Origin of the sequence: Candidatus Nitrotoga sp. 1052 (genome assembly GCF_927312905.1) — a bacterium.
Taxonomy (GTDB): domain Bacteria; phylum Pseudomonadota; class Gammaproteobacteria; order Burkholderiales; family Gallionellaceae; genus Nitrotoga.
In genome coordinates, this window is record NZ_CAKMHQ010000024.1 from 17,276 (window position 1) to 34,106 (window position 16,831).

General features: G+C 50.9%; 18 protein-coding genes. 1 reads left to right on the forward strand and 17 read right to left on the reverse strand.

Going from position 1 to position 16,831, the window contains the following annotated elements; translation table 11 throughout:
• Positions 1-25 precede the first annotated feature (25 nt).
• The 17 genes from MJ768_RS05055 to MJ768_RS05135 form a co-directional block, all read right to left on the reverse strand.
• Positions 26-766, reverse strand: coding sequence for a hypothetical protein (locus MJ768_RS05055; RefSeq protein ID WP_239288557.1), 741 nt, complete (start codon positions 764-766; stop codon positions 26-28).
• Entirely contained in the window at positions 763-1,341 is a 579-nt protein-coding gene (gene gspM, locus MJ768_RS05060; protein ID WP_239288558.1) for a type II secretion system protein GspM, read from the reverse strand. Before gspM ends, MJ768_RS05055 begins: the two co-directional genes overlap by 4 nt.
• Complete coding sequence (locus MJ768_RS05065) at positions 1,341-2,720, reverse strand: PilN domain-containing protein (RefSeq protein ID WP_239288560.1); 1,380 nt, start codon at positions 2,718-2,720, stop codon at positions 1,341-1,343. Before MJ768_RS05065 ends, gspM begins: the two co-directional genes overlap by 1 nt.
• 538 nt (positions 2,721-3,258) lie before the next feature.
• Positions 3,259-4,206: a type II secretion system minor pseudopilin gene (locus tag MJ768_RS05070; protein ID WP_239288562.1), complete on the reverse strand. Its 948-nt coding sequence runs from the start codon at positions 4,204-4,206 to the stop codon at positions 3,259-3,261.
• On the reverse strand, positions 4,191-4,868 hold the full coding sequence (locus MJ768_RS05075) for a prepilin-type N-terminal cleavage/methylation domain-containing protein (RefSeq protein WP_239288564.1): 678 nt from the start codon (positions 4,866-4,868) through the stop codon (positions 4,191-4,193). The genes MJ768_RS05070 and MJ768_RS05075 overlap by 16 nt, the downstream gene beginning before the upstream one ends.
• Positions 4,865-5,284, reverse strand: coding sequence for a prepilin-type N-terminal cleavage/methylation domain-containing protein (locus MJ768_RS05080; RefSeq protein WP_256449826.1), 420 nt, complete (start codon positions 5,282-5,284; stop codon positions 4,865-4,867). Before MJ768_RS05080 ends, MJ768_RS05075 begins: the two co-directional genes overlap by 4 nt.
• A 128-nt stretch (positions 5,285-5,412) precedes the next feature.
• On the reverse strand, positions 5,413-5,868 hold the full coding sequence (locus MJ768_RS05085) for a GspH/FimT family pseudopilin (RefSeq protein WP_239288567.1): 456 nt from the start codon (positions 5,866-5,868) through the stop codon (positions 5,413-5,415).
• Entirely contained in the window at positions 5,856-6,296 is a 441-nt protein-coding gene (gspG, locus tag MJ768_RS05090) for a type II secretion system major pseudopilin GspG (RefSeq protein WP_320415723.1), read from the reverse strand. The genes MJ768_RS05085 and gspG overlap by 13 nt, the downstream gene beginning before the upstream one ends.
• A gap of 127 nt (positions 6,297-6,423) precedes the next feature.
• A complete protein-coding gene (locus MJ768_RS05095; protein ID WP_239288571.1) occupies positions 6,424-7,638 on the reverse strand; it encodes a type II secretion system F family protein in 1,215 nt (404 codons plus the stop codon).
• A gap of 8 nt (positions 7,639-7,646) precedes the next feature.
• Positions 7,647-9,389: a type II secretion system ATPase GspE gene (gene gspE / locus MJ768_RS05100; RefSeq protein ID WP_239288573.1), complete on the reverse strand. Its 1,743-nt coding sequence runs from the start codon at positions 9,387-9,389 to the stop codon at positions 7,647-7,649.
• A gap of 146 nt (positions 9,390-9,535) precedes the next feature.
• On the reverse strand, positions 9,536-10,321 hold the full coding sequence (locus MJ768_RS05105) for a zinc-ribbon and DUF3426 domain-containing protein (RefSeq protein WP_239288575.1): 786 nt from the start codon (positions 10,319-10,321) through the stop codon (positions 9,536-9,538).
• Positions 10,318-11,208: a 50S ribosomal protein L11 methyltransferase gene (prmA, locus tag MJ768_RS05110; RefSeq protein WP_239288585.1), complete on the reverse strand. Its 891-nt coding sequence runs from the start codon at positions 11,206-11,208 to the stop codon at positions 10,318-10,320. Before prmA ends, MJ768_RS05105 begins: the two co-directional genes overlap by 4 nt.
• Position 11,209: 1 nt before the next feature.
• Positions 11,210-12,565 carry an acetyl-CoA carboxylase biotin carboxylase subunit gene (accC, locus tag MJ768_RS05115; protein WP_239288586.1) on the reverse strand — a complete coding sequence of 452 codons (1,356 nt, stop codon included), beginning with the start codon at positions 12,563-12,565 and terminating at the stop codon, positions 11,210-11,212.
• A 3-nt stretch (positions 12,566-12,568) separates the two neighbouring features.
• Positions 12,569-13,012: an acetyl-CoA carboxylase biotin carboxyl carrier protein gene (gene accB, locus MJ768_RS05120; protein WP_239288587.1), complete on the reverse strand. Its 444-nt coding sequence runs from the start codon at positions 13,010-13,012 to the stop codon at positions 12,569-12,571.
• 2 nt (positions 13,013-13,014) lie between these two features.
• Entirely contained in the window at positions 13,015-13,458 is a 444-nt protein-coding gene (gene aroQ, locus MJ768_RS05125; RefSeq protein WP_239288588.1) for a type II 3-dehydroquinate dehydratase, read from the reverse strand.
• Between the two features lie 63 nt (positions 13,459-13,521).
• Complete coding sequence (locus tag MJ768_RS05130; RefSeq protein ID WP_239288589.1) at positions 13,522-13,935, reverse strand: putative toxin-antitoxin system toxin component, PIN family; 414 nt, start codon at positions 13,933-13,935, stop codon at positions 13,522-13,524.
• A gap of 1 nt (position 13,936) precedes the next feature.
• Positions 13,937-14,146, reverse strand: coding sequence for an AbrB/MazE/SpoVT family DNA-binding domain-containing protein (locus MJ768_RS05135; protein WP_239288590.1), 210 nt, complete (start codon positions 14,144-14,146; stop codon positions 13,937-13,939).
• Between the two features lie 458 nt (positions 14,147-14,604).
• Here MJ768_RS05135 and tkt point away from each other — a divergent pair, with 458 nt between their 5' ends.
• Positions 14,605-16,620, forward strand: coding sequence for a transketolase (gene tkt / locus MJ768_RS05140; protein WP_239288592.1), 2,016 nt, complete (start codon positions 14,605-14,607; stop codon positions 16,618-16,620).
• Positions 16,621-16,831: the final 211 nt, after the last annotated feature.

The following is a 16,831-nucleotide window of genomic DNA, read 5'->3' on the forward strand; positions in this document are numbered from 1 at the left end:
TTGACTTCTCAATAGAAATTTTTTGTTATTCGGGCGGTTGTTGTCGCAATGCACGGCGGCGTTCAAAAACAGACCGGGGATCAGCAACGTTCTCATCCGGAGCTGCAACTGGCGTCCCAGGCATTGGCGCGGCGGGTGCGGCAAGTTGCGTCGGCGCACGTGGGCTACCAGATTTTCCCGGCTGACTCGGTCCCGTCTTGATTTTCAGTATTACTTCCTCGCGCTCATCGCCCTGTTTGAAGGTGATTTTATCACGCTCCAATTTCTCAACTTGCATACCGTTGATTTCTTGGCCCAGCTCGACACGTACCATCTTGCGGGTGGTAACTTCACGTAACAGCGCAATATTTTTGTCCTTGGTAATAATAATGCCGTCCAAAATAAACTGCCCTTTGCGCATGGTTGGTTTGGGAGGCTCTATCGCCACAGGCACAGGCGGCGGGGACGGCGGAGGCGGCGGACGGCGAGTAGATGCAGATGATGGCGAGTGCTGGCGAGACACGAACTTGGGCGGCAGCGGACGGCGGCTAGATACAAACAGTGGCCGTGCCAATATCTCTGTATAGGATTGGTCCAGTGACAGTAAAACGAACTCCGGCTGCAATGGCAGCACTGCCGGCCTGTTTTTTTGCAACTTTGGCTGCGGTAGGGGCACATTGATACGGTTACCCCAACCAAATTCGGTGCCTATCGTCCAGATCAGCAACAAGATCATCACCAACAATAATATGTTCGTGAAATGGCGAGGTTCGAAGGGCAATTTCATTTTCTATCCGCTACCAACGCATAGCCAGATACGTCGAACTGCGCTATTAGTTCGGGCTCTGTCACGGGTGCGCCCTTGTTCAATGTATGAGCTTGCGAGCGTATGCTGACATTATCAAGCAGCAGATAGGGTTGCACTGTTTCTATGGCATAAAGGATTTTTCTCAGCGTGGACATGTTGCTGATAAATTGGATGTTGACCGTAACACGGCGATAGCCGCTGTCATCCTTGAATGGCACTATCTGCATGCTGACCAGCTTACCACCATTGGCCTCGATCAGACTTTTTGCGGTTTCCTGAATTTCCGAGGCGGCCAATGCAGCGCCGGTGTTTCTGAGGAAATGCTGGCGGCCATTTTTTCTCTTCACTTGATCGAGTGCCGACTGGACTTCGGCATGGGTCGCTACAACGTGTCGGTAACGCCCCAAGTAATCGGCCAGGCTATCCAGCGACTGATCGTAATGGCGATGCAGCATGTTAGCCGGAACGAACAGCAGCAAAACGCCTATCGTCAGGAATAAGATTAACAACCCAATGGCCAGGCCACGACTTTGATTTTTACTGAGGGCACGCATCAGGGTTTAGCCTCTGGATAAGGCGTCGCTTTTATTGCCTGTTTAACTGGCGTATTCGAAGTTGGCAGTGCTGGTTTGAGGGCTGGAACTCGTAGCGGTAATGGCGAATTAAACTTCTCTGCTTCAAGCTTGCTGGACTCAGATATAGGTTGCTCTGACTGACTGGCGCCGTTATCGGGCTTGCCTGTTTCAGGCTCGCCAGCGGGCGATGGTGGTTGTGGTGCAGATTGTTCAGGCGCTGGCGCAACAATTCCGGTTGCCGGCACTGCCTTTATTTCTGCCGCCAGATGATAACGCTCGCTGTTTGGCATATCCCCCTTGGTCAGCGGCGAGCGAAAGTTGGCGTTATGCAAAATCCTGGCGCTCTCAATCAAGGCGATCAATTTCGACGAGGAGCCGGTTTCCCCCTGGATTTGCAGTTCCTTGCCTTTGAGATTGAATTGTTGCACCCAAGTATCGTCCGGCAACAGGCGAGACAGCTCGTCCAGCAATACCACCAGTGGCGGGATTATCTGCTTTTTATCCAGCATGAAATTATATTCTGCGGACAGTCTCTCCTGCTCGCGCCGCAACGCGTCAGTTTCTCTCGCTTGCTGCTTGGCGCGGTCAACAATCGGCAGCAGGGCAATCACGGCTTGTCGCTTCTGCCAGATCGGGATGGTTATGGCGGTCATTGCCAGAAGCAGCGTTAGCAGCAATAACCCAGGATTGATTCCGCGCAGCTTGGAAGGTTGGGTAGGGTTGCGCTCGGTTGGCATCAGGTTGATTGCATCGCCGTCCGGCACAGCAATGCTGGCAACATACGCAGCATTGGCTGGCGCACCCCAACGCTCCAGCAGGTCAAGTGAATTATCCATCTCTGAACGCGGTACAACCACCAGCTTGACGATAAGCCGGTTTTTTTGATTGTCCACACGCAACACGCGAAAATCGAAATAAACTTGTTCAGCTTTGAATGGGGTATGGCGATCCATTTCGAAACCTAGAACTTGGCGCAGATTTTTGGCTGCTGCCAGAGGCAGTTCGATCTGTTTGCTTAGGCATTGAGTATCAGCGAGCCACAACGCAACCCGCTCATCGCGTTTATGCAGCTTGCTAAAAAGTACCTGGAAAGCAATGCCTTGGGTGTCATTGTCGCCAGATTGCCTATCAACTCGACCCTGCTCGGTCAAGCTGCCGTGCAGCCAGCGCTGCAATATAACGGCTTGAGGAGTAACTTCTATCAACAGTTCATTAGCGGCGTTTGCACTGGATTGCCGCAACCATTGCGGCACAAGCGCGATGAGTTCACCCGACCACCAACGCCAAAAGTGCCCAAGTGGGGAGTTTCTGTCAAAAGTAAAGCGCGGCTGGCGCGCAGCTTGAATTTTATTTGTCATCTAAAACTGAAGCACGCATATGGCGTTCCTCACATTCTGGCGAAGAGATGCTTAAGAGTAATAAGTTCTGCCTGATCAACAGAAGTAGCGCATGATAATTAATGGTTACTATAATTCTCTCAGCCTTTATCAACGCCTGGTTATTATTTTAAAGTGTATCCATGAATACATGCATGAATACATGGATACGCAACGACGCATCCAATAGATTGATAGCAGATATGCTAATTATCGTTAAGTTCAACCAAAGCTTTATACTCGTTAAAAAAATTAAAATGATGCGTCCATTAAAGCACGGTCATCTGAATTTCTCGTCTGCAATATGGCGATTGCGCAAAACTTTTTTGTAACGACATGTTCGGCATAGAATGCCGTCATATATTTTTAAATATCCTCAGGATGCATGGCTGGATGAGGGGTATGCAACATTCCATATTGGAATGTGTGGGCAGTTTCAATATTTTATGAAAATTGTGCGATCAGCTTTCGTACCCCTCGCTCCCGCGCAAATGGAAAGGGGATAAATCGCGCGCAATTTTTAGTTTATAGCTGCTTGCTCCCCAACGATCGGCTTTGGAGTCGCTTCCCCTTCCTTCCAGGAAAAAAAAACGAACTTGCGAACGGCGCCTTGATCAACTTTTACCACAGTTTCACGTACGAACACTGTACCATCTGGTAATGCCGCTTCGGCACGAACACTATACACGGAACCGTCGTCACCCGCTACAGCAGCGGCAGCTGGCGCAAACGGCGGTGGCGGTAAATTTTTGACCAAGGCCTCCTGACGCGCTATAAGATAATCATCAACCAGCGCAACATTGGCGCCGGGTAGTGCCAGCAAAACTTTTCTCGGTGCAATGGCTGCATTTATTCCAGCCTGATGTGATTCTACAGTCAGTGCATCTGCCAGATTGGCATACAACTCTGGTGTCATGCCCAATACTCGCTGCAGTTCATTAACCGTTTCAAACGGTGCATTGGCCGGGCGGTATTTCAACCCGGCAGCTTTGTATTCCGCAACCTCGGCACCTTTAGCTCGTGGCAAATCGTCGCCGTCGCGCCAATCTACAATAGCGTCCAGCAAGACGTTGCTTTCTTCATCGTTCAGCCCGACACTTTTTAACAAGCCCTTCAGCAAATCGTCTGAAGCGCTGTTGAGGTCAATTTTCCCCGACACATCCAGAAGTATGATGCTGAGCTTGGCACCTCCGAATTCCCACTGATGCGGCACGCCATCGCCCTTCCATCGCTGCAGATCGCTGATCGGTTTGAACATTTCGTAGAGCGCACGCTGCATGCCAGCATCAGCCAGCGCCTGGGCACGTGCTGCAGCTGCCAGATTCTGTGCCAGCAGCGTATCCGTACGCATGCTGAAAGCGAAGCTGGCAGCAATCACCGTCAACAATGTGGTTGCCCACAACACTAACACCAATGCAATGCCATGTTGATGTTTTTTGTTGATCACGGCCTTCAACCACTCACGCATTTATTGGCAGCGCTGTCCCACACACAGCCAGTATCAGAACCGATCAACGGTGCTACTACCAAATCCGGCCAAACGCGGCCATTATTGAACTTAACCCGAACACGGATCAGGTAGGGTAACCGCTGCTGACTATCCCGATTTCCCCACTGGTCCCGCCATTGCGGTTCAGCATCGGTGGTTTCAGCACCGAAATAGGCGAAGCTTAATTCCTCCACATGATCCGCCAGCACGATTTTTTCGGCATTCTCCAATGCGGTAAAATCAACGCTGTCTGCCTCTGGAATAACGCGTCTCATTACCAGTTGGCCAACATCATTCTCCTGTACCAGCTCCAGGCTAATCAGAAACAGGCCACCTGTACCTAATCGCACGGCAATCGGAGCTACCAGCTTGATACTATCTGGCTGACCGGTGAATGCCAGATTCATATCTGCTTTTTTCTTCCAGTGAAATGGAGTTACCTGGCTTAACTCACGCCGCAAAAATCCTTGCAGCAAAGCCAAATGTGTCGAATTTTCAGTGCGTATCTCGCCGGCATCCCAGCTGCGTGAGCCCAGGCGCATGCCACCAAACAACAAGGCCAGGATAAAACCGAGCAAAGACATGGCAATTAGCAGTTCCAGCAAGGTGAAGCCGGCAACTCTATGTTTGTTTAAGTTCACAGCGCCACCCCATTCACCAGTCGCAGCGTTTTAAGGCTGGCCGAGCGCGGCTGGTCGCTGCCACCCCATAGCACCCGGATTTCCACTTCCAGCAGCGACACAGGCAAAATCGGCACTGGCAATCCAGTCTGGTCACTAACCGGTGCCGGAGTCACCAAATATGGTCGAATGCTGATTTGCCAGCGGTAAACGGCATTAAATTCGCCATTGCCCTCACTTACTTTCAGCGGCGTCTCGATGCCAACCGATGCTAACTTGCTTTGACCCAGCAACACTGCTTGCTGGTACTCGTCAACACGACTGGCATTGCGCAAGCCGCCAGAAAAAATCTGCATCAATACGCCCAATATCAGTGCCAGAATTACAAATGCCACTAGCACTTCAAGCAAAGAAAAGCCACGATTGAATTTATACATGCCTAAGGGGATTGTCAGCAAAGAACCTGAACATTTTCGCGGGTCTTAACTGATGCAATGTCATATTAACTACCACTTGCAATAGATACAGCCAAAATTTCCAAAACGTACGGTTTCACATACAGCCATTAATTGAGAATGGTGACTTGGCCGGTCAGCCAATCGACATTAATATCGTATTTGCGGACTCCAGATTTTACCGTGATGCGACCGCCGGTGGAGCTTCCATCCGGGTAAAAACGGATCGCGCCGATTTTGTCGGGCAGCAGTTCGGATTGCGCTGTGAATAGGCTGATGTCCACCTTTGCGGGCAAGGCGTAGCGGCGTTGGTCACCACTCACCTTGAAATTTCGCTTTTCAACATCCAGTGTCAATGTCGACTCTTCTTTTCGCGTAACGGCTAGGCTGCGCGCTTGGCGTAAGCCAGCTGCCAGTTGACGCGCCGCGCCTTTTAGTTCGGTGCCGGGCAGGCCGGCAGAGATCATCGGTACCGCCAAGGCATATACCATCGCCATTAGCATCAGCACTACCAGTAATTCAAGCAGGGTAAAACCGACGCTGGCACGCGATTTTATTCGCCCCAATTATTGATATCCTTGTTTTCGCCCTCGCCGCCTTCACGGTTATCAAGACCGAGTGAACTGATATCAAAATCTTTATTGTGCTGTCCCGGCGAAGCGTAATGGTAATCGTTGCCCCACGGATCTTTTGGCACCATCTTCGATCCCTTAATATAAGGGCCGTTCCAACCGGTCGCACCAGTTGGTGCCTCGATTAATGCTGACAAACTTTCCTGTGAGGTGGGATAGCGTCCTACTTCCAGCTTGAACAATTCCAGGCTCTGTCCAAGTTGCTCGATTTGCAGCTTACCCGTTTTGCTTTTCGATGTACCAAGGTAATCCATTACCTTTGGCCCCACCAAGCCAGCCAGCAGACCCAGAATTACCAGCACCACCAGCAATTCGAGCAAGGTAAATCCTGTTTCCCGCCGTACCCGATTCATCCTGTTCATAATACCTCTCTCCAAAAATGTACCATTTCTATTTTCCTATGTTTTCCATGATTCCTGAACACATCATTGCTAATGATGGGGTTCGACAAGACTGAGCACCGTCATGCATCGGACTCTCAATCTTTGGTTACATCGCCAAGTCGTTGACACTAAGGATGGCAAGCAGAATTGACATAATGATACCGCCAATCAATAGCCCCAGCCCCAAAATCAGCACCGGTTCCATTAGGCTTAACATGCGCTTGACCGTTGTTTGCACCTCATTGTCATACACATCTGCAACGCGCAGCAGCATCTCTTCAAGCTGTCCCGTTTCTTCGCCGACGACGACCATATGGACCGCAAGCTTGGGAAACAAACCCGTTTCCATCATTGGCTTGCCCAACCCCAACCCTTGCTTGAGCTGATTCGCCACACTGTCGAGTCCTTCAGCCATGACACTATTATTTAACGTTTCTTTGATAATAAAGAGCGCGTTCAATAACGTCACTCCGTTGCCTAACAAAGTGCCCAAGCTGCGACTAAAGCGAGCCACCTCGATCTTTGCCACCAAGTCGCCTACCAGCGGCAGACGCAGAAAAATGCCATCCCAACGGTAGCGGCTAGTCGGATTGTTCATTTGCTGTCGCAGCAGCGCATAAATGGCTAACGCACCAATCAGCAACATCCACCAGTCATGACGTAGAAAGTCACCTGCGGCAATGACGATTTGCGTTGGCAGCGGCAGGGTTTTACCGGATTGCTGAAACATCAGGGAAAACTGCGGCACAACGAATATCAGCAACATCATCACAGAACTGACTGCCACCACCATCAGGATTGCGGGATAAATTAAGGCAGATGTGACAGTTTGCTTGAGTGCTTTGGCGCGTTCCATAAATTCAGTGATGCGCGTCAGCACCGGACCAAGTGCGCCTCCAGCCTCGCCAGCACGCACCATATTGAGGTAGAAACGGGAAAATACGCCTTTCTGCGCTTCCATCGCTGCGGAAAGCGAAGCCCCACCGCGCACGTCGTCACGCACCTGCGTCAGCAGGTTACGCACTTTATCATTCTCCGATAGCTCGACCAGAATTTCCAATGCGCGATCAAGCGGCAAACCGGCATGTAGTAACGTTGCAATTTCACTCGTGAATACGCCAATTTCTGCCTGGCTAACTCGACTGGAGCGTAGCCATCCGAATGAGGTGTTTCCTGAAGTTTTTTCCAGCTGCGCCAGTTCAACCTGAATTGGAATATAACCCATAGCCTGCAAACGATCTACCACCGCTTCATTGGTACGGGCTTCCATTTCGCCTTCCAGCGCTTCTCCGTCCGCACTAACCGCGTTGTATTGAAACATCGGCAAAATCAAGTCTCCCGCGTCACGCGCAATACTTCCTCAATGGTCGTAACCCCTGCCATCACTTTGCGCAAGCCGTTATCAAACATGGTTCGCATGCCTTGATCGATCGCCAGCTTGCGTATTTCCCCAGCAGTTGCGTGCTGCATCACTAAACTGCGAATACCATCACTCATCGGAAGCATTTCCACAATACTGACTCGGCCAATATAGCCAGTGTGACCACAATGTGGACAGCCAACCGCATGATAAAGTTCAATCGGACGCGCTGCGGTAAAGCGATGCAACTCCATTTCATCGACCACTTCGGGCAGCACTGTTCGCAATTGACGACATTGTTCGCACAGTGTGCGCACCAGGCGCTGCGCTAGAATGCCAATAACAGTGGATGTCAGAAGGTAATCGTCCATGCCCATATCGAGCAGACGATTGATCGTGCTGGCGGCATCGTTGGTGTGCAGGGTGGATAGCACCAGGTGACCGGTAAGCGCGGCCTGCACGGCAATTTGTGCGGTTTCCAAATCGCGTATTTCGCCGATCATGATAACGTCTGGATCCTGGCGCACTATGGAGCGAAGGGCGTTGGCAAAGGTAAGGCCAATCTGCGCTTTGACCTGAATCTGGTTTACGCCTTCCATCTGATATTCGACCGGGTCTTCCACAGTGAGTATCTTGACATCCGATTTGTTCAATGTTTGTAATGCGGTGTAGAGCGTGGTGGTTTTGCCACTACCGGTTGGGCCGGTGGCCAGAATAATGCCATGGGGTTGCTGCAACACATTTATGAATACTTTTAGCACATCATCGTCAAACCCAAGCGCGGCAAAATTTAGGGTAGTGCCACTCTTGTCGAGAATCCGCATAACCACGCTCTCGCCATGCATGGTAGGCACAGTGGAAACACGCAAATCGATTTCCTTGCTCTGAATTCGCAATTTGATGCGGCCATCTTGCGGCAGACGCCGTTCCGCAATATCCATGCTTGCCATGATTTTAATACGCGATATGACGGCAGCGGACAAGCGCCGCGGCGGCGACTCTACCTCGTGCATCACCCCGTCTACCCGGTATCGCACGATCAGACGATTTTCGAATGGCTCGATGTGAACATCAGATGCGCGCGCCTCCAGCGCATGGCCAATAATCAGGTTAACCAGACGGATAACCGGCGCCTCGCTGGCGAGATCCTTAAGATGCTGCACATCGTCGCTCGCACCTTCTTCCTCGAGGGTTTCAATGTCGCCAACAATTTCCCCCATTGACGTCTTGCCGCTACCATAGAGACGCTCGAAAGCGCTTTCCATATCCTGCTGCACTGCCACACGCACACTGACCGAACGATGTGTTAGCAAGCCAAAGGCATTGATGACGTATTGATCAAGTGGATCCACTAGCGCCAGCACCAGCTCGTGCTCATCTTCATGTAGCGGCAACGCTTTAGACTCTTTGAGAAAACGCACCGATACGCGCTCTTCCAGCAAGGGCACTTGGGGATAATCAGCCGGCTCCACCAGTGCGAGCCCAAGTTGTGCCGCCAATGCCTCTGCCACATCACGGGCAGAAACCACCCCCAGCTTTAATAGCAGTGTGCCAATATACTCGTGTTCGCCGACTTCATCTTTCTGCAAGGCTAGCGCGCGCTCCAAATCGAGCGCATTCAGCTTCCCCTGCTCAACTAACCATTCTCCTAAATGTTTCCTCAACTTGATGCTTTCTGTGCGAAAAAATTGCGGGAATGGTATCACGAACATGCGGATTCTCGCGCCAGGCTACCCGAATTTGCTTTAACTGAGCCACAACATGAAACAGTACAGCCAGTTTCAAGTGCAAAAAGTGATGTATGGTGTGTTAGAAGTTAAAAGCGTCCGGCGAGTACAACTGTGCGGGCATTGCATTACTAAGGGTAAAACAAAAACAAGCGATATCCAGTTGGTTTAAGGTCGGCAGTGTCAAGATGCAGTTTGATGCCAATCTCATGATTAGGTAGTAGCCCTTGTTTTTCGTCCTCGTTGGGTTTGAGGTATTCTGCTGGAGGGAAGATGCGACGTGCTAGTGCCTCATCCATCGAGTTGGTGAGTGTAAGTTCGAGATTGGGGTAGGATTGCGCGTAAGGTGCACGGTTTCTCAAGATGGCATTGAGAGTGATGGCGCTCGCTTGTTTTGGATCGGATTCCAAGTCAGAAGATTCGATGCTCAGCTGGTCAATTTTTTGCGGCAACGGAATATTGCAGTTGAGCAGCTTGCAGTAGGACGTGAGTGCTAACTTGATGCCCGGCAAGTGTGCGGCGAGTTCGACACGAAAAAAATAGGTAGTCTGTGCCAGTAACACTATGAACAACAGTAATGTGACTACCACCCACGACCAGTGAACACTCTTTTTGATGACTGAGGGACTGGTTTCCAGTGCTTCTTCTGAACTGGCCGTAGCGAGATGGCTGAAATCATATTTATCGTGGGTTGCGGGGATATGCTCTACCGGGCTTTCGACAGGCACTTGCTGCATTTCTTCCTGAGCCAGGGTTAGAGTAAGTTGCGGGCTGGGCTCGTTATCATGCAATTGTTTTGTTGCGTTGAATATCGCCCGGCAACGTCCGCAACGCACCATACCCTGATGCATGTCCAGCTGAGCTTGGCTGACCTTAAAGCGGGTGCCACACTCCGGGCATTGGGTGACTTCGTTCATCGCTTCATTCCAGATAAGCACGCCCAACCTTCATCCATAACCGGTGGCCTGAAGTCAAACCATTGACCATAGATTTTCATAACGTCTTCGGCCTGTTCGCTGAGTACGCCGGATAATACAATCTGGCCGCCTCGCCGGGTTGAGCCTGCCAGCAAAGGTGCGAGTACTTTGAGAGGATTGGTAAGGATATTGGCTACTACAATGTCCGTTTGTAGTTTCAGTACGGCATCAGGCAGGTAGAACTGCGCGTCAACTTGATTAGCCATTGCATTGTCGCGGCTGGCTTGCACGGCTTGTGCATCCACGTCCACGCCAGTGGCGCTGGCAGCGCCAAGTTTGAGCGCAGCGATGGCCAGGATGCCCGAGCCGCAGCCATAATCCAGTACGGATTCACCCCCTTGCAAATAACTATCCAACCAGCGCAGACACAAACGGGTAGTGGGGTGGCTACCGGTTCCAAAAGCCAAGCCGGGATCGAGCGTAATGTTGATGGCACTGGGATCGAACGGGGTGTGCCAGGTAGGCACGATCCATAGGCGTTGCGAAATGCGAATGGGGTTAAACTGCAATTGAGTCAGGCGCACCCAGTCGTTGTCCGCCAAGGTGGCGATGACATAGGTTGGCGGCTGTTTAAGCCCGATGGCGTGTGCTGCTTCCAGCATGATTGCGTCTATCGGCGTATCTTCGACAAACAGAGCAGTCACGCGATTGTGTGACCAAAGATGGGGGGCGGGTTCACCTGGTTCGCCAAACATGGCTTGCTCATTCGGGGTATCGACATCCGCATCGTGAATGTCCACCGATAGTGCGCCGAGCGCCAGCAGCGCCTCACTCAGCATCTCCGCCTGGGATGCAGATGCGGTGATCGTCAGCGTAAGCCAAGCCATATTATTTTACCTTGATGCGTTCGGCTAGCTTGTGTTCCAGATAGTGAATGCTGGTGCCACCTCGTAAAAAAGCAGCATCTAACATCAATTCCTGATGCAGCGGAATGTTAGTCTCTATACCTTCTACCGCCATTTCAGATAGGGCAGTACGCATGCGGGCTATCGCCTGTTGGCGGTTGTCACCGTATGCGATAATCTTGCCGATCATGGAATCGTAATGCGGCGGCACGAAATAATTAGCATATACATGCGAATCCACGCGAATGCCAGGGCCACCAGGAGTATGCCAAGTAGTAATGCGGCCGGCCGAGGGCGTGAACTTGTAGGGATGTTCGGCATTGATGCGACATTCGATGGCATGACCTTTGAGGGCTATATCATTTTGCTTGAAACTGAGTTTTTCACCGGCAGCGATACGAATCTGCTGTTGCACGATATCTATGCCAGTAATCATTTCGCTGACCGGATGTTCTACCTGTATGCGAGTGTTCATTTCAATGAAGAAAAACTCATCGTTTTCATACAGAAACTCAAACGTTCCCGCTCCGCGATAGCCAATCTTGCGGCAAGCTGCCGCGCAACGCTCACCAATTTTATTACGCAAACGAGTATTGAGCAGAGGTGCTGGCGCTTCCTCAAGAATTTTCTGATGACGGCGTTGCATTGAGCAGTCGCGCTCACCTAAATATACCGCATTGCCATAAGAATCAGCCAGTACTTGAAATTCGATGTGGCGTGGGTTCTGCAAAAACTTTTCCATATACACCACAGGATTATTAAACGCCGCCTGCGCCTCGCTACGCGTCATGACCACGGCATTGAGCAACGCGGCCTCGGTATGCACCACGCGCATGCCGCGTCCGCCCCCGCCCCCGGCGGCCTTTATAATGACCGGGTAACCGATACTGCGTGCAATTTTTGTAATTTCGGCTGGATTGTCCGGCAGTGCGCCATCCACGCCCGGCACACAAGGAATGCCCGCTTTTTTCATAGCGTTTTTGGCGGATACTTTGTCGCCCATTAAACGAATGGTCTCCGGGCGTGGACCAATGAATACAAACCCACTCTTTTCCACACGCTCGGCGAAGTCAGCATTCTCAGACAAAAACCCATAGCCAGGATGGATGGCCTGTGCATCTGTAACTTCCGCTGCGCTAATGATGGATGGGATATGCAGATAGCTGTGTAGCGAGGAAGCCGGGCCAATGCACACCGATTCATCGGCCAGTTTGACATACTTGGCATCTGCGTCAGCTTCGGAATGCACTGCTACGGATTTAATGCCCATCTCACGACAGGCGCGCTGAATTCTTAAGGCAATCTCGCCTCGATTTGCGATGAGAATTTTTTCAAACATTATTTAACCGATGATAAAAAGAGGTTGACCATATTCCACCGGCTGGCCGCTTTCGACCAGAATCGCACTAATGACACCGCTTTGATCAGCTTCGATTTCGTTGAGCAGCTTCATTGCTTCGATGATACAGAGGGTGTCGCCCACGCTCACACTTTGGCCCACCTCCACAAAGGGTGTGGCGCCAGGGGAGGGGCTGCGGTAGAAACTGCCGACCATTGGCGATTTCACTACGTGGCCATCCGGTGCTGCGGGCTCGGCTGGTTCAGCAGGCGCATCGGCCAGCTGTGGAGCAAGCGTGGTCATGTGCTGCGGTGCAGCATAAACATGCTGCACCGCAGCACATGACCGAACAATGCGCACGCGTTCTTCGCCTTCACTGATTTCCAGCTCGGCAATGCCGGAGCTTTCAACCAGTTCAATCAAGGTCTTGAGTTTACGTAAATCCATGATTAGCTCCTAACAGAATATTGCAGCGCGTATTGCACTGCGAGTTCATAACCGGTTGCACCAAGGCCGCTGATAACGCCGATAGCGAGATCAGAGAAGTATGATTCTTTGCGGAACGGTTCACGTGCAAACACATTGGAAAGATGCACTTCAATAAATGGGATGGCCACCGCCGCCAGTGCATCGCGTAAAGCCACACTGGTATGCGTAAAAGCAGCGGGGTTGATGACGATAAAATCGGTACCATCCTGGCGCGCCAAATGTACGCGATCCACTAAGGCGGATTCAGAGTTACTTTGGAAATGCAGCAGATTTGCGCCGTGCATACGCACCAAGTGCTGCAATTTGTTGTTAATTTCGTCTAAGGTAATATGGCCATACACGCTTGGCTCGCGGCTGCCGAGCAAGTTCAGATTGGGACCATGTAGAACCAGAATGGTTTTCATGAGCGCAGTTTGACGCAAATTAGTACAAGTTGTCTATTTTTTAGCAGAAATTGAGCGAAGTAATTAAGCGAGACGTTCTTCTTGCAAACGTTTACGCAATTCCTCAACGGTGAGGATGGGGGGAGTAAAACTTCCTCGCAATGCGAGTAAATCTTTTTCGACGCTTACCAGCGCATCCACCTTGGCTTTGTGTGCCACGGCCAAAAATACTTGGCTAAATATGCCATGCGATGGCATCCAGTTGGATATGGACGCTGTTTCGCAGTATGGAAAAAAATCTTCCAGCAACAGATCCTGCTCAGCGATCGACAGATTGAATTTTGGGTAATCCAATGAATCGAATAAATCTTCCTTTGTTGCGTTACTGATCACCGGACGGATAGACTTCGCCTGCCAAGCCTTTCTCAGCCATGCCAAATTCCCGTTGGCGAACAACAATGCAGAGAGTATTACATTGGTATCGAGAACAACGCGCATGTTATTCTTTGGGCCGACGTGCCCTAGCACTGGCGTCTGCTACATCTTTTTCGGAAATACCTGATGCAATCAATTTGTCACGTACAGCTTCGACACTTTGAGCTAAAACTGGCGTCAGAACGATGGTGGTACTGTCAACTTCAACATCGAGTTGAGAAGCGATTTCATCTGGCGACGTGATCTGATTGTTTGGAGTTGTCTTGACGTGCATGGTAGCTACCTCAGCGGCAAGCAAAAGTGATAAGGTAAATAATAGCAAAATTGTACTTGAGAAAACGGACGTGCGCAAGTTAAACCATTGTCCAATAAGGAGTAGGCGGGCTTTGTCGGCCTTACTATCATTGAATATGCGTGGCTTTTGCCCCCGAAAAGTGTGCTGCGTTTACCTTGCGGCAAATAATCGTTTAGTCCGTGCGCGTTATGCGAATTCCGGCACATTCGGGCTGTACATTTCAAACGGTTGCCCGGATTGATGCCACTCAAATAAAGAGCGGACGACTCGTAGGAAAGCACGTTTCCCCAAGTGAACGCTAGATACAAACCCCTGGAATAATACTGATAACTATTTTTCTCCTGTTGCCCTAAACAGGGCAGTGCGGCATAATTGCCTACTGTTTGTTGCAAAAATAATTTATTTATTCTTAGAGATGTTCAGGAGGCTAGTGAAAGATGGCTGCGGCGCGTAAAGTACACCCCCCCAAGTTTAATGACATAACTGGAGCGATCCGCGCTTTGGCAATGGATGCAGTTCAAAAAGCAGGATGTGGTCATCCTGGCGCCCCCATGGGCATGGCAGAAATCGCCGAAGCGCTGTGGATTCACCACCTGCGTCACAACCCGGCTAACCCTAAATGGGCCGACCGTGACCGTTTCGTGTTTTCCAACGGCCATGGCTCGATGCTGATTTATGCCCTGCTACATTTGACCGGCTACGACTTGCCGATTGATGAGTTGAAGCGTTTCCGCCAGTTGCACTCCCAGACTCCAGGCCACCCTGAATATGGCTACACCGCTGGTGTTGAAACTACGACTGGTCCGCTGGGTCAAGGCATTACCAACGCGGTGGGTTTTGCCTTGGCGGAAAAAATGCTGGCAAATGAATTTAATCGTCCCGGCCACGAAATCGTTAACCACCATACTTATGTTTTCCTCGGCGACGGCTGCATGATGGAAGGCATTTCGCATGAATCTTGCGCACTGGCCGGTACCTGGGGATTAGGCAAGCTGATCGCCTTCTGGGACGACAACGGCATTTCCATTGATGGGCATGTTGAAGCCTGGTTTACTGACGATACTGCCAAACGCTTCGAGTCTTATGGTTGGCATGTAATAGCCAATGTGGAAGGCCATGATCCCGAAGCAGTAGATGACGCCATCAAGGCCGCCAAGGAAGTTACCGACAAGCCCACACTGATCTGCTGCAAGACCATCATTGGTGCGGGCTCCCCGAACAAGGCCGGTACGCATGACGTGCATGGCGCTGCATTGGGCGATGCGGAAATCGCCGCTACGCGCGAATACATAGGCTGGAAATATCCTCCGTTCGAAATTCCAGCGCACGTTTATCAAGCATGGAATGCGCGTACCAAGGGAGAAGGCTTGGAAAAATTGTGGGACAATAAATTTGCAGAATACCGCAAGGCTTTCCCCCAGGAAGCGGCTGAGTTTGAGCGGCGCATGAAGGGTGATTTGCCAGCAGACTGGACACAACATGCTGCGGACTTGATCGCCAAGACCAATGAAAAGGCAGAAACCATTGCCTCGCGCAAGGCTTCACAGAATGCAATTAACGGTCTGGCGTCGGCACTACCTGAATTTCTTGGCGGCTCGGCGGATCTGACCGGTTCGAACTTGACCGATTGGACGGGCGTCAAGCGCGTTCGTGGAAAATCGACAGGTAACTATATTAGTTACGGAGTACGCGAATTCGGCATGTCAGCCATTATGAATGGCGTGGCGTTGCATGGTGGTTTGCTACCATTTGGCGGCACTTTCCTGATGTTCTCAGAATATGCACGCAATGCACTGCGCATGGCTGCGTTGATGAAACAACGCGTGATTTTCGTGTACACGCATGACTCCATCGGTCTGGGCGAAGACGGTCCAACTCATCAGCCAGTGGAACAAACCGCCACGCTACGCTACATCCCAAACATGGACGTTTGGCGTCCTTGTGATACGGTGGAATCTGCCGTGTCATGGGTTGCAGCGGTTGAGCGCAAAACTGGCCCGAGCAGCCTTATTTTCAGCCGCCAGAACTTGGCATTCCAAAAGCGCGATGAGGCTCAAATCGCCAACATCCGCAAGGGTGGCTATGTGTTGTCGGAAGCCGCCAATGGCAAGCCACAAGCGCTCATTATCGCGACTGGTTCCGAGGTGGGTCTGGCAATGGATGCACAAAAAGCCTTGGCTCAAGACGGCATTAATGTACGAGTAGTTTCCATGCCTTCAACCAATGTATTTGATCGTCAAGATCAGGCATATAGGGACAGCGTGTTACCAAAAGGCAGTAAGCGCGTAGCTGTCGAAGCTGGTGTGACGGGTTTTTGGTACAAGTATGTTGGTTTGGACGGTGCGGTAATCGGCATGGATACCTTTGGCGAATCTGCCCCGGCAGGTGAACTGTTCAAACACTTCGGCTTTACCATAGAGAATGTGGTGAAAGCCGTGAAAAGCATACTCTAAATTCTGGTAACGATTCAGCCGACCCTTAGAACGCAGAAAGTGTCAATTATGACATTGCTGCGATGATCATCGTAAGGCCATATCAAGTCAGCTTCAGTGTTGCGATTGTATGTAGCTAATGCAAACATCGGGGCTCATATACTGCTTACTTCCGTCGAAGTGGACACTTAGTGTTGCAGCGGTAGGACTGGCGTCACGCTTCAAGGTGATC

Excerpts from the sequence above, each read along its gene's own strand:
- accC (WP_239288586.1), bottom strand. The coding sequence starts at position 12,565 with ATGTTTGAAAAAATTCTCATCGCAAATCGAGGCGAGATTGCCTTAAGA.
- aroQ (WP_239288588.1), bottom strand. The coding sequence starts at position 13,458 with ATGAAAACCATTCTGGTTCTACATGGTCCCAATCTGAACTTGCTCGGC.
- prmA (WP_239288585.1), bottom strand. The coding sequence starts at position 11,208 with ATGGCTTGGCTTACGCTGACGATCACCGCATCTGCATCCCAGGCGGAG.
- MJ768_RS05080 (WP_256449826.1), bottom strand. The coding sequence starts at position 5,284 with ATGTATAAATTCAATCGTGGCTTTTCTTTGCTTGAAGTGCTAGTGGCA.
- MJ768_RS05130 (WP_239288589.1), bottom strand. The coding sequence starts at position 13,935 with ATGCGCGTTGTTCTCGATACCAATGTAATACTCTCTGCATTGTTGTTC.
- MJ768_RS05070 (WP_239288562.1), bottom strand. The coding sequence starts at position 4,206 with ATGCGTGAGTGGTTGAAGGCCGTGATCAACAAAAAACATCAACATGGC.
- MJ768_RS05095 (WP_239288571.1), bottom strand. The coding sequence starts at position 7,638 with ATGTTTCAATACAACGCGGTTAGTGCGGACGGAGAAGCGCTGGAAGGC.
- MJ768_RS05135 (WP_239288590.1), bottom strand. The coding sequence starts at position 14,146 with ATGCACGTCAAGACAACTCCAAACAATCAGATCACGTCGCCAGATGAA.
- MJ768_RS05055 (WP_239288557.1), bottom strand. The coding sequence starts at position 766 with ATGAAATTGCCCTTCGAACCTCGCCATTTCACGAACATATTATTGTTG.
- gspM (WP_239288558.1), bottom strand. The coding sequence starts at position 1,341 with ATGCGTGCCCTCAGTAAAAATCAAAGTCGTGGCCTGGCCATTGGGTTG.
- gspG (WP_320415723.1), bottom strand. The coding sequence starts at position 6,296 with ATGAACAGGATGAATCGGGTACGGCGGGAAACAGGATTTACCTTGCTC.
- MJ768_RS05105 (WP_239288575.1), bottom strand. The coding sequence starts at position 10,321 with ATGAACGAAGTCACCCAATGCCCGGAGTGTGGCACCCGCTTTAAGGTC.
- MJ768_RS05065 (WP_239288560.1), bottom strand. The coding sequence starts at position 2,720 with ATGACAAATAAAATTCAAGCTGCGCGCCAGCCGCGCTTTACTTTTGAC.
- gspE (WP_239288573.1), bottom strand. The coding sequence starts at position 9,389 with ATGTTCGTGATACCATTCCCGCAATTTTTTCGCACAGAAAGCATCAAG.
- tkt (WP_239288592.1), top strand. The coding sequence starts at position 14,605 with ATGGCTGCGGCGCGTAAAGTACACCCCCCCAAGTTTAATGACATAACT.
- accB (WP_239288587.1), bottom strand. The coding sequence starts at position 13,012 with ATGGATTTACGTAAACTCAAGACCTTGATTGAACTGGTTGAAAGCTCC.